Genomic DNA, 13553 nt, shown 5'->3' with positions numbered 1-13553 from the left:
TCACTTCACGCTACCCCTTATTCCATATGGGTTTTTCATGATCTTGCCCTGGGGTATTCCCTTTATGAATCAAACTCAGATTGTGAATTGATTAACAAAGGAAAGAGTTTACCGTTTGGAGGAGTAAAGGTTTATGGCAAGCATTTTCGATATGTCAGAATAAAAGCTAACGCTGAAAGCATTTTAGCATCCAAAGTGGTCTCAGATATTGTTCCATTCACGAGTGAATACATACAGAGCCTATTAGACAATCACTCGTAATTACCGCCTAAGCTCTTGTATCCTTAGCTCTAATCAAATAGAAATATAAAGGCCTTTGGCTATTTGGATGGCACACTTTCATATTGACACTCAAATTGGAAACTGAACTCGATAAATAATAAAAACCCATTAAATCAAACACTTAAAACTGGCACGTAACTTGATTGAATATCTAGACCTTCCATCACAAGGATGTAGATATGAGAATTACAACGTTAAGTTTGCTATTAAGTGCCCCTCTAGTCGCCAACGCAGCGCCATTCGATACCTGCCCTAGTCAAGCATACCTCTTTCAGTCGAAACCCGTTGAAGTTTGGGGTGTAAACCTAGTGACCGGCTCAACCACTCTGTTAGAAGACGATACGGGTATGAATGCCAATATCAATGGTGTTGGTTTCGACTTTCAAGACAGATATATTTATGGCTATGACACCACCAACAAACGCTTGGTGCGCCTTGGACAGGATTTCCAAGCTGAAGTTATCAATACCAGTGGCTTACCAACCGATCACACTTTCTATGTCGGCGACGTCTATGACCATGTTTACTACTTGTATCGTACAGGTAAGGGACTATTTACTGTTGACCTCTCTCCTTTAGACTCTGATCCGAATGCGACCGTCACGGTCAACAAAATCGGAGGCAGCCCAGCAACTGTAAAATTGACTGATTTCGCCTTTCATCCAAGTGATGGCTCTTTATATGGTATCGATAATAACTCTGGTGGCTTATACAGCTTCAACCCTACAACTGGTGCCGAAACCTACATCGGAGACACCGGCGAGTTAGGTACGTTCGGTGCTGGCTATTTTGATGTCAACGGCTACTACTACGTATCTCGAAACCAAGACGGTAAAATTTACCGTATCAATCTGTCTCCAGACAACGCTGCCAATATCGCGGCAGGTATTGTTCCAGCCGTTGAATTTGTTTCGAATGGCCCAGCTTCTGGTCAAAACGATGGTGCTCGTTGTGCTAATGCACCTGTTGTTGATGAAGACTCAAACATCGACTTCGGTGATGCTCCAGACAGCTACCTAACGTTACTGGCGAGCAATGGCCCTCGACATGAACTCGATGGCATCACATGGTTAGGTACAACTCCTCCAGATGCGGATTTAGATGGTTATGTCACACCTCAATCAGATGAAACTGTCGGGGTGGATGATGAATGGGCAAACGGTGGTATCGGTTTTGTTACCGCACTTGAAGCAGGGCTTGATTCAAAAGTAGTAATTGAAGCTTCAACAACCGGTTACCTTTCAGCTTGGATAGACTGGAACCAAGATGGCAGCTTCGATGGCGCCAACGAGCAAGTGTTTACAGATTACGCGCTCGATGCTGGTGAAAACGATCTATTCCTAAATGTCGACATCAACGCACTAACCGGTACTACGTGGGCTAGATTTAGATTCAGTCAACAAACCAACCTAAGTTACTTTGGCGGTTCAACCTCTGGTGAGGTGGTCGATATTCAAGTCGATGTTCTTAACGATGGTGCCACTGCTCGTTACTTCCCAAGTGCTTCTGGTTACGCAACGCTCGCGTACGAAGATAACTGGCCTTATAAAGCTGACTACGACATGAACGATGCTGTTCTTATGTATCGTATTACTGAAATCCTTAAAGATGGAAAAGTCGTTAAATCAACTATCGACGGCCGCCTAGCTGCTGTCGGGGCATCGTACAGAAATGGTTTTGCTGTTCGACTTCCTAACCTCGACCCGAGCTTGGTGAGTAGTGGTAGCTCTTACATGAAACACAACGGCGTATTCACTGACCTTGACCTAGAAGATGGACGTAGCGAAGCAATCTTTGTTATCGCCAATGACCTGACAGAAAAAATCAGCACTGGCTGTACCTTCTACCGCACCAGTAATGGATGTAAAGAAGATGAGCAGTTCTCGTTCCAAATTGGTATTACTTTAGCCGGTGACGGTGTGAGTACTGGCAGTTGGACCGATATGCCTTACGACCCGTTCATTTTTGCAACGCCTGGGTATTATCACGGTGAAAACCTACCTCTACATCCAGGGCGCAGCTGGGAGGTTCACTTGCCAGACCAAGCTCCAACCGAGGCATTTGATACCACTAACCTCTTTGAAGCTGGATTAGGCGTCGATGACAGTAATCCATCAACAGGTAAATACTTCAAAACAGCAGAAAACCACCCTTGGGCTCTCATAGTAACTTCGGATGACGAATGGGAGTGGCCTCTAGAGTACGTCGATATTGTTACCGCTTACCCAGAGTTTAAAGAATACGCAGAATCCGGCGGTGACACGAACCAAACATGGTACCAATCACCTGCAGACAACCAACGTTACGAACCATAAGGAGAGACGTTATGACTATTCACACTAAACAATATCGAGACAATCATTGCGTTGATTCAAGCCGCAATCTCTCTGAGGAAGAACGTATGTCTGTACAAAGCACTTGGAACATGAAGAAGTCACTAGCCGTTATTTTAGCTGCAGCGCCATTAGTATTAGCCGGCTGTGGAGGCGGCGGCGGTGGGGGCGGAAGTACATCTACGGCATCACCATCTACACCCTCGACACCTGCAACTCCGTCGAATCCGGTAACAGCAACGACTCCGGTAACAGCAACACCATCGCCGTCTCCCGTGACAGGTGCGGTAGCAGCGCAAAGCTATACGATGAGTGATTTAGTGGTACCTGACGGCTTTGACTACAGCTCTGTTGAACAATTTGATCTCGACATCGACATCAGCAGCATTTCGACAGACCGTTCTTTTGTGACCGTTTATAGCCGATTTAGTACAAGAGATGACTCAACCTTGAAGCCGGATTACTCCAGTAAAGTCATTGCAGGTCCATTAGATAATGGTGTGTTCGCCTCCAACTTTGCAGCACCAGTAAACCATGACGCACTCTTGATAGAGATTTGGTTTTACGATGGTCAACCTCCATTACAACAAGTGGTTTCTAGCGGCGACTCTCAGATTGTCTGGCAGTAAATTGTTTAACAGCAGGTAACTTGTCGTTAGCGAGAACTCTGACGAAACAGAGTCAAAATGGATTGTTTGTAAGTAGAAAGTGAGCAGAAATGCTCACTTTTTTATTTTCGTCGAGGAGCAGTTAATTCAGCTTTCTTAGCGAGTAGCATTCACTTTACCACCAACCTCACTTATATTTTCAACATAACCTTCAAAGACTTACTCTCATGAAACAGTTAAAAATAGGTCTATTTATCTTAATGTGTGGCGTAGGCGTGTTAGTTGCCCTTGCCTATTTCCCGCTAACATCAGAGACGGGGCAACGTATTCAAGCCAAAGTAATTTCGAACACGCTTACTCAATCCTTAGATGGGCACAGGCGTTATCTGACGGTTCAGACAAAAGATAATGACGTATTTCGGCTCTCTATTGCTCCTACCACAGACTGCCCTATTGATTCTGTGGTCGCGCTTGATACATTAAACAATCAAATAACCGGACAAAGCAGTTATCAGTTCATCCACTGTCGAGCTGCACAGTAGCCATCGATGCAACAACGGTATTCGTAAAGCAACTGTATTCGCAAAAGCAACAGTAATCGCTCTACCACTGTATTCGCTAAAACAGTAAGAATCGCTAAAACAACAAGAATGGATATAACAATAATGAATCAGCCACTCATCTCACCACAACAACTTCAACAACGTTTGCTAGCAGAAGACAATATCATCATCCTCGACGCCAGCATCGAGTTTCAAATTCCAAGCGAGTCAGAAAAGATCAAAGGACAAATGATTCCTGGTGCTATTCGTTTTGACTACGACAAAGACTTTTGTAACAAGCACACTCTGCTTCCTCACATGTTTCCGAGCGAAAAACACTTCAACACTCGCACAAAAGAAATTGGCATCAATCAAGACAGTACGATTGTGGTTTACGATAACTCCGGAACCTTCGCTTCTCCTCGTGCGTGGTGGATGTTTATGGCAATGGGACACAACGACGTATTCATCTTAGATGGCGGTTTGCCAGCTTGGATCGAAGCCGGTTACGCGACCGAGACTGACTATCGCACCGAAGTAAAAGCGGGCAATTTTGAAGGCCATATTCAAGACAACTACTTTGTCAGTGCTCAGCAGATTGAAGGTTACTCAACTGACAAGAGCGCAAACATTGTAGATGCTCGTTCTCAAGCTCGTTTCGATTCAGAAGTTCCTGAACCACGTGAAGGCTTGCGTAGTGGCCATATACCGAATTCTATTTGCCTACCATTTGCCCAAGTACTCAAAAACGGCAAGTTAAAGTCCCAAGAAGAGCTTATTGATATCTTTTCAACGCTAGAATTAACGCCTTCTCAACCTATGTTCTTTAGCTGTGGCTCTGGCGTAACAGCTTGCATCATATTATTAGCCGCTAAACTCGCTGACTATAACGGTGAAATGGGTGTTTACGATGGTTCATGGACGGAATGGGGTGCTAACGACAAACTCCCTATCGCCGTGACTAAAAAGTAATTCAACTTCGCTTAATGCAACTATTAGAATATACTGTGCATGCATAAAGAGCTTACTGATAATGATGGCCCCACGTCTCATGAAGTAAGCCTCTATGTCGCAGTCAAAGCTATGTTCATTTGAGACCAAGACTCGATTCACGCCGTTTGATTTGTAACCCACATCAACTTGCTAACCATAATTCGTGATTAATCATAAACTAATCGTTATCGACGTTATGAATACTAATTTTTCACTCAAGAATCTCTGCTCGTAGTCGTTACACTATTTAATCATTAATACTTTCATCATTGATGTTTGTATTTTTCGTTGCATGAATCGCGCTGACAACCCAATAGTTTGTCACTTGCAGTCTGTTAAAAGTAGTAACCAACAAAGGCATCTCATGGCTCTATTTAAGCAAAATATCTGGTCGCTGTACGCGTTTGTCGTACTACTGACCCTGATACTTTTCGCCGCGTTGGGAATAACAAACTGGAAAGCAAACAGAGACGACTTCATAGAGCAGCAACACATTCAGGTTGAGCTTTTTTCTAGCTCCGTCAACTCGCTGCTGACCAGTCAAGAAGCCTTATTAGAAGTGGTTGGCCATCAACTGGCTCAACAGTCTGATTTCACACGTACTGCATCTATCCAGATTAGGCCAATATTAGACAAGCTACTTGAGACCCACCCTGCGATAGCAGCGTTTGGCTTGTTGAACACCGACGGTGATTACCTCTCGATTAGCTCAAATCTCGAACTTGCGAATCAAAGGAACTTGCTGCAATACGCGCCAACCAGAGGCTCCTTCCTAGACGCCCTATCAAGCAGTAGCATGGTGCTTGGCCGTACCTATTTTCAAGATTCGTTGAATAGCTTAGTCATCCCGCTGAGAAAATCCATTTCAATCGATGGCAAGAAAACCGATGCAGTAATGACCGCAGGGCTACGATTAGACGCAACGATCGTATTTGAAAATAATGCTCACGCCGGAAGTTTCAATACACTAAGCCTGATCAGAAAAGACAGCTATCGCCAGTTTTATTCAAGTGATATTGAATCTGAGAGTGCCTATTCCTCTCCAGTCGGCAAAGATGTCATACAGCGTATTGCAAGTATCTTTACCGACCACTTCGGAATTAGCGTACAAGAAGCGATGAATGGGCAAGAAACCTATTCTTTTGTCGTCGACGATGAAGAGTACCACTCTTTGATGAGCGCGAAATACATCCCAAACTACAAATTATGGGTGGTAGGACGTACGGATCTAACTCACGTCGATAGTATATTCATACAAGAGTTCAGCATTCTTTTCGTTGCCTTTATTTTTCTTCAGTTTGGTTTCTACTTTTTGGTTAAGTCGATTGCCAAGAATGAACAACGGACTCGTAGCCAACTCATTTATCAGGCGAACCATGACCCTTTAACCTCTCTGCCAAACCGTTTGTACATGCGTAGAAACATTGGTAAATGGATTGACGATGAGTCAGAGCCGTTTTCGCTGTTGTTTATCGATATCGATAACTTTAAATGCGTCAATGACACCCACGGGCATGACTTTGGAGATAAGGTTCTCAAACAGATCGCTTTGCGTTTGATGAGGTTCCGATCTCGCCTCAGCCTATTGGTACGTGAATCCAGTGATGAGTTTTTGTTCTTGACGCCCTTGTCGAATGAAGCTGAAATTAAACGACTCGCCAAGCGCATTATTGAAGTGCTTTCTCAACCTTATGAAGTTGAAAGCGCTCAGTTTTTGTTAGGTTGCAGCATCGGCGTAGCGCGTTTCCCAGAACACGGAAAAGATCTGGATAGCCTGTTACGTTCTGCCGATATTTCAATGTACAAAGCGAAACAGCAGCAAAACTCGTACAGTATTTTCACAACGGAAATGCAAGATGCTCATCTCTACAAAATGAAAGTAGAACAAAGGCTACGCATCGCTATCGAGAAACAAACGCTGTTCATGGTTTTCCAACCGCTGGTTCGTGCAAATGAAAGTATTCATGGTGTAGAAGCACTCGTGCGCTGGATTGATGAGGAATTGGGTTTTGTTCCGCCAGATGTCTTTATACCGATAGCAGAGAACACGGGTTTAATGCAAAAACTGGGGACTTTTATTATTGAGTCCAGCATTATGCAGATCGCCCACTTGCACCGAACAACAGAACAAAAGATCGGGCTGTCGATCAACATATCAGTGCGTCAGTTTTCTCATCAATCCTTCTCTGAGCACTTGTTCGCGACACTAGAAAAGTATCAACTCTCTCCTAGCTGTTTAACGCTAGAAATTACCGAGAGCTTGTTCATTGAAGATGTGACTTTGGTGAAACCGACTTTTGAAGCCCTCAAAGAGAAGAATATAAAGATCTCTTTAGATGATTTCGGGACAGGTTATTCATCACTAAGTATGTTGAAAGCACTGCCTATCGATGAACTTAAAATCGATAAGAGCTTTATTGAGAACATTGCTGTCGATCAGCAGTCACTCACCATGGTGCAAAACATCATCGCAATCGGTAAGAACTTCGGCATGGTGGTATTAGCAGAAGGCGTAGAATCAAACGAACACTTCGCAATTCTAAAGGCATGTGGATGTGACTTAATGCAAGGCTATTACTTCTCTCGCCCTATTCCTTATTATGAGCTGGCTACTCACCTAAACAAGAAAGTGACCGAGCACGCGGAATGTTCTGTTTAAGAACGCGAGTTAAATAGACGAGCTAAATAAGGTAGGCAGATAAACACCTACCTTATTTTCTAGATATTTTCTGTTCGGTTATTTATTCATTTCACTTTTTATTCATTTCACTATGCATAACATCGATCAACTGTCCGGAAGGATCTCCTGATAATTCCCAAGTAAAAATGCCGCCTAGGTCTGATTTCTTCGCCCATTCTGCCTTTGCTTTAATAGAACGCTGATCTTCAAAAGATATGAATACTTTTTTATCTGGGTTCCACAAATAAGGTGCTTGAGCTTGCTCATCATACTTATACTCATAACCTTGTTTGTTGCTGTAGTTATTCATAAGATCCCAAAACATGAAGTAACCGTTTTCACCGGTACCAAACTGCGCCCCTTGTTCAGAAACTAGGTCACCTTTAGGCAGCTCTCCAGCAAAGTCTTTTGTCCCTTGCCAACCTCGACCATAAAAAGCCGCCCCGATCACGAGCTTCTCGCTAGGAATACCTTGCTCTATCATCTGATTAATGAAGACATCAGCTCCCATTCCCCACCAACTACGCTCGGTGGCATGTAAGTTTGTTGTGTGACCTGTTTGAGTTCCCCAGCCTCCGAGGAAGTCATACGTCATCGCAAACATGTTCGTCAGATATGGGCTAGCTGCGTTCCAGTCAATTTGAGCTGCCTTAGCACCAACACCGACAGCCGTTGAAAGCTCGTAATCTCTTTGAGTCGTCTTTGATAGAGCGTCCAAATCACTTCTGATTGTTTTTACTAAAAGAGTAAAAGCTTCACGCTCTAGCGCTTTTTGCTCATCCGTTAGTTTCGTCTCTGGGTTCCAAGGCGAAGTGGTTAAGCCGCCGCCTCCTGGGTATTCCCAATCGAGATCAATACCATCAAAGAAGTCGTATTTTTGGATCAATTCAACAGCAGTTTTTGAAAAGTGCGCAATGGCTTGAGGATCTTTCGCCATCGCATGGAAAGGTTCAGACATTGTCCACCCTCCAAATGAGGGCAAAATTTTGATATTTTGATTGTCGGCCTTCAGTTGAGCTAACTGGGCAAAGTGACCTTTATAGGCGACATCAACACCCACGTCTCCGAAATCGACTTCTAACGCAGCTTCTTTATCCACAATAATCGCGGTATATGGTTGTTTGTCTGCACATTGCTGCTGAATTTGTTTTTGGACGGGCTCACCAGCACCGCTATAAGGACCACACATGCTCAAGAAGGCGTAAATAATATGTGAGAGCTTGTCTGCAGGTATGTCGTCAACGGTATAAGGGTTGTCTTTATTCAGATATTGCCAATCCGCAAAATACCCTGCGACGACTTTATCATCGGCATGTACTGTAGGTGTGAGCATACAAACCGTGGCTATTGAGCTAAGCCCAAAGATAGAAATAGATTTAAAGATAGAACTTGATTGGTCACTGTTGCTAGAAATAGCGTGTGTGATAAATGACAGTTTCATAATTATCTCCTTTAGTGTGGCTTAACATTAAAGAGTGATAATTCTTTCAACCGCTGAACAAATTCACTATTCGAGTCATGTCTAATAGTTATCCCCCTTATTGCACTGGTTTCATTAGGGGGAATTTCCATGATTACTCAAATAGTGAATTCAACGAAGCATAAATATCTTACTATTCACTGCCGTTTGGTTTATTCACGCTAAGTTGTTCGTCCAAGTTAAGTACCGTCAAAGCATTACTTACGCTGGTCGCTATCACATCGACCACACCGGTCCTTAGTGCGCCTAATAGAGCTAATGGCTTACTGTTCTCGGCTGCAATGGCAATGACTTCTGCAATTGGGCGGAATTCTTCCAAGGCCAAACCAATCACACGGTCACTCATTACTGTGTTTGCTGTTTTACCGTGAACATCGAAAAAGTCATAACCCGCAAAGTCACCGACGACTCCTTGCAATAAACGAGATTGAACGACCTCACCTGCGGTAAACCAACCTAAGTCGACCATATAGCTGTTTTCACTCATATCACCGATACCGACTAATGCAACATCGGCTTTTCGAGCGAGATCGAGTGTCTGCTTAACGGTGCTGTTTTCCATAAATGCGGTTTTTTGCGCTTTATTCTCGGCATAAGCCGGCGCGTATAAGGTTTCAGAAGATCCACCGTACTTTTTGGCTAGCTGCCTGCATATATGGTCGGCATTAAACATACCGCCTCTTGGGTGAATACCGCCGATACCACACACGAATTTACAGTCTCGTGGCGTAATTACGCCAGTGTGGTGAGCAACAGACGATACGTTTCGCCCTTGCCCTACTGTCACCACCATACCGTTTTTCAGTGTACTGGTAAGATAGTTAGACACTAAACCGGCTACTTGGAGTCGTTGCTTCTCTTCATTCGGTTGGTCTAGTGCCACAAGCGCACGCTTTACACCAAATCGTTCGATCAAACGTTGCTCGATCTTCGCACTAAAGACAGGGTGGTATTTCACGGTGATCTCAACAATGCCCTCATCTCGGGCTTGCTTGAGCATTCGACCAACCTTTGCACGGGAGATAGAGTACTTTTTAGATATCTCTTCTTGCGTGGCACCATCTTGATAATAAGCAACCGCGACTTCAGTGAGGAGATCAGTGTTTTCTTCGGAAACATCTTGGATATTCTTACTCATATACCACTCAACCAATATTTAACAATTATTTTACCTGCTTGAAGAACAAATGTTCGATGCTTAAGCAAGTGATACACAAGTTTACACCCCGAACATATGTAACAGCAAGGTACATTTGCTCATTGTCATAACCATGGTTTTGTTGTTGATTAATTCACCTCACTTTGCTCGTTAAACGTTTGCTTGCATAGCCCATGATTACTAGAGCGAAATATATTTGACTGAAGTCACCATACAGTACTATTTACCGTTGACTTTGGGGCTAGATCGGATAAATATGGCTACATCATTTACTCATCGAGCGATCAAATGTTCTGTGCAAATGTTCGTTCGGAGAAAAATTTAAATTAATGTAAGTTTGGCTCACTGGTACAACCATTGAGAACTTCATTAGTTAGCTTGCAAATGCCCACACCTCTCCCATTAATGAGGTGTTATGCGATACATAGGATGATCAAAATGAGCAATAAATTAGAGCAACTTCGTAAACTAACAACTGTTGTAGCTGACACTGGCGATATCGAAGCTATCAGCAAGTACACTCCAGAAGATGCAACAACTAACCCATCTCTAATTCTTAAAGCTGCTCAAATTGCTGAGTACGCTCCTCTAATCGATGCTTCTATCGAATACGCAAAAGCGCAAAGCGGTGATAAAGCACAGCAAGTTCAAGATACTTGCGACATGCTTAACGTGAACATCGGTAAAGAAATCCTAAAAGTTGTACCTGGCCGTATCTCTACTGAAGTAGATGCTCGTCTTTCTTACGACATGGAAGGCAGCGTTGCTAAAGCTCGTCAACTTATCAAAATGTACAACGACGCTGGTATCACTAACGACCGCATCCTTATCAAACTGGCTTCTACTTGGGAAGGCATCCGTGCTGCTGAAATCCTAGAGAAAGAAGGCATCAACTGTAACCTAACGCTTCTATTCTCTTTCGCTCAAGCTCGCGCTTGTGCTGAAGCTGGCGTATTCCTAATCTCTCCTTTCGTTGGTCGCATCATGGACTGGTACAAAGCGAAAGAAGGTCGTGATTTCGAAGCTTCAGAAGATCCAGGCGTAATCTCTGTTTCAGATATCTACAACTACTACAAAGACCACGGCTACAAAACTGTTGTTATGGGCGCAAGCTTCCGTAACATCGGCGAGATCCTTGAACTTGCTGGTTGTGACCGTCTAACTATCGCTCCTCAACTTCTAGCAGACCTAGAAGCAGCAGAAGGCGAAGTAGTAGAGAAGCTTATCGACTCTAACGGTACTAAAGAGCGTCCAGCAGCGATGACTCACGCTGAGTTCCTATGGGACCACAACCAAGATGCAATGGCTGTTGAGAAACTGGCTGAAGGCATCCGCAACTTCGCCGTTGACCAAGGCAAACTAGAAGACATGATCGCAGCTAAGCTGTAATCACTCTTACCAAATTCAAATAGGGGAACGTTCAGTTCCCCTACTTTTATCAATTTTGTTTTTCTTAATTTTTATTCGGAAGTTCTTATGAATCGCAAACATCTAGCTAACGCTATTCGTGCTCTAAGCATGGACGGCGTACAACAAGCAAACTCTGGTCACCCAGGCGCACCTATGGGTATGGCAGACATCGCTGAAGTACTTTGGCGCTCTCACCTAAACCATAACCCAGCAAACCCAGAGTGGGCTGACCGCGACCGTTTTATCCTGTCTAACGGCCACGGCTCAATGCTGATTTACTCTCTGCTTCACCTAGCAGGTTACGAGCTTTCAATTGAAGATCTTAAAAACTTCCGTCAACTGCATTCTAAGACTCCAGGTCACCCAGAGTACGGCTACGCACCAGGCATCGAAACAACGACTGGTCCTCTAGGTCAAGGCATCACTAACGCTGTTGGTATGGCTATGGCAGAGAAAGCGCTAGCAGCACAGTTCAACAAAGAAGGCCACGACATCGTAGACCACTACACTTATGCATTCATGGGTGATGGCTGTCTGATGGAAGGTATTTCTCACGAAGCATGTTCTCTAGCAGGTACGCTTGGTCTTGGTAAGCTGGTTGCTTTCTGGGATGACAACGGTATCTCTATCGATGGCGAAGTTGAAGGTTGGTTCTCTGACGATACACCTAAGCGTTTCGAAGCTTACGGCTGGCACGTAATCCCAGCGGTAGATGGTCACGATTCTGACGCTATCAACGCAGCGATTGAAGCGGCTAAAGCAGACCCTCGCCCTACTCTAATCTGTACTAAAACAGTGATTGGCTTTGGTTCTCCAAACAAAGCAGGTACGCACGACTGTCACGGTGCTCCACTAGGCGCTGAAGAAATTGCAGCAACACGTAAAGAATTAGGTTGGGAGCACGGTCCTTTTGAAATTCCGTCGGAAGTTTACTCAGAGTGGGATGCGAAAGAAGCAGGCGCAGCTAAGGAAGCAGCGTGGAACGAGAAACTTGCAGCTTATGAAGCAGCATACCCTGAGCTGGCAGCTGAATTCAAACGCCGCGTAAACGGTGACCTACCAGCTGAGTGGGAAGAGAAAGCATCGGCAATCATCGCTGATCTTCAAGCTAACCCAGCAAACATCGCATCACGTAAAGCATCTCAAAATGCTCTAGAAGCGTTCGGTGCTATGCTACCTGAATTCATGGGCGGCTCGGCTGACCTTGCGCCTTCTAACCTGACTATGTGGTCTGGTTCTAAGTCTCTTGAAGCAAACGACTTCTCTGGTAACTACATCCACTACGGTGTACGTGAATTCGGTATGACGGCTATCATGAACGGTATCGCTCTGCACGGTGGTTTCGTACCATACGGCGCAACGTTCCTAATGTTCATGGAATACGCGCGTAACGCTATGCGTATGTCTGCTCTGATGAAAACTCAGAACATCCAAGTTTACACGCATGACTCTATCGGTCTTGGCGAAGATGGTCCAACTCACCAACCAGTTGAGCAGATCGCTTCTCTACGTCTAACTCCAAACATGAGCACATGGCGTCCATGTGACCAAGTTGAGTCTGCTGTTGCTTGGAAACTAGCAATCGAGCGTAAAGATGGTCCTTCTGCACTTATCTTCTCTCGTCAAAACCTTGCACAACAAGATCGTGACGCTGAGCAAGTAGCAAACATCGCTAAGGGTGGTTACATCCTGAAAGATTGTGAAGGCAAGCCAGAGCTTATCCTTATCGCAACGGGTTCTGAAGTTGAGCTAGCGGTTAACGCTGCTGCTGAGCTAACGGCTGAGGGTAAGAAAGTACGCGTAGTTTCTATGCCTGCTACTGATGCGTTCGACAAACAAGACGCGCAGTACCGTGAGTCTGTACTTCCATCTGACGTAACGGCACGTATCGCTGTAGAAGCTGGCATCGCTGACTTCTGGTACAAGTACGTTGGTTTCGGTGGCAAGATCATCGGTATGACAACGTTCGGCGAGTCTGCACCTGCAGGTGAGCTATTCAAGATGTTCGGTTTCACTACTGAAAACGTAGTAAACACAGCGAAAGAGCTTCTAGCTTAATCTTGAAT

Annotated in this window: 9 protein-coding genes and 1 pseudogene; 8 read left to right on the top strand and 2 right to left on the bottom strand. The window is 44.5% G+C overall.

The window, feature by feature from the left end:
• From AB6E54_RS14930 to AB6E54_RS14905, 6 genes and pseudogenes are all read left to right on the top strand, one after another.
• Nucleotides 1–261: pseudogene (locus tag AB6E54_RS14930) on the top strand (hypothetical protein); the annotation flags it as partial.
• Nucleotides 262–461: 200 nt separating this feature from the next.
• The gene (locus AB6E54_RS14925) at nt 462–2597 is read left to right on the top strand and encodes an LruC domain-containing protein (RefSeq protein WP_372106370.1); all 2136 of its coding nucleotides are present in this window, start codon (nt 462–464) and stop codon (nt 2595–2597) included.
• Between the two features lie 11 nt (nt 2598–2608).
• Nucleotides 2609–3244 carry a hypothetical protein gene (locus AB6E54_RS14920; protein WP_102333909.1) on the top strand — a complete coding sequence of 212 codons (636 nt, stop codon included), beginning with the start codon at nt 2609–2611 and terminating at the stop codon, nt 3242–3244.
• A gap of 206 nt (nt 3245–3450) precedes the next feature.
• A complete protein-coding gene (locus AB6E54_RS14915; RefSeq protein WP_017061706.1) occupies nt 3451–3765 on the top strand; it encodes a hypothetical protein in 315 nt (104 codons plus the stop codon).
• A gap of 123 nt (nt 3766–3888) precedes the next feature.
• Nucleotides 3889–4737 (top strand): sulfurtransferase, encoded by an 849-nt coding sequence (locus AB6E54_RS14910; RefSeq protein WP_372168930.1) that lies wholly within the window; start codon nt 3889–3891, stop codon nt 4735–4737.
• A gap of 385 nt (nt 4738–5122) precedes the next feature.
• Nucleotides 5123–7417 (top strand): bifunctional diguanylate cyclase/phosphodiesterase, encoded by a 2295-nt coding sequence (locus AB6E54_RS14905; RefSeq protein ID WP_136978767.1) that lies wholly within the window; start codon nt 5123–5125, stop codon nt 7415–7417.
• Nucleotides 7418–7508: 91 nt separating this feature from the next.
• Here the strand turns inward: AB6E54_RS14905 and AB6E54_RS14900 are convergent, their stop codons facing one another.
• Both AB6E54_RS14900 and AB6E54_RS14895 read right to left on the bottom strand, forming a co-directional pair.
• Entirely contained in the window at nt 7509–8879 is a 1371-nt protein-coding gene (locus AB6E54_RS14900; protein WP_372106368.1) for a glycoside hydrolase family 18 protein, read from the bottom strand.
• Nucleotides 8880–9051: 172 nt separating this feature from the next.
• Entirely contained in the window at nt 9052–10056 is a 1005-nt protein-coding gene (locus AB6E54_RS14895) for a sugar-binding transcriptional regulator (protein WP_017065721.1), read from the bottom strand.
• Between the two features lie 459 nt (nt 10057–10515).
• Between AB6E54_RS14895 and tal the strand changes: the two genes are divergently transcribed.
• Entirely contained in the window at nt 10516–11466 is a 951-nt protein-coding gene (gene tal, locus AB6E54_RS14890; RefSeq protein WP_009845571.1) for a transaldolase, read from the top strand.
• An 87-nt stretch (nt 11467–11553) separates the two neighbouring features.
• Complete coding sequence (gene tkt, locus AB6E54_RS14885; RefSeq protein ID WP_372106366.1) at nt 11554–13545, top strand: transketolase; 1992 nt, start codon at nt 11554–11556, stop codon at nt 13543–13545.
• The last annotated feature ends 8 nt before the right edge of the window (nt 13546–13553 follow it).

Source organism: Vibrio sp. 10N.247.311.49, assembly GCF_041467655.1.
Lineage (GTDB): Bacteria > Pseudomonadota > Gammaproteobacteria > Enterobacterales > Vibrionaceae > Vibrio > Vibrio crassostreae_C.
This window is presented reverse-complemented; position numbering and strand designations above follow the sequence as displayed.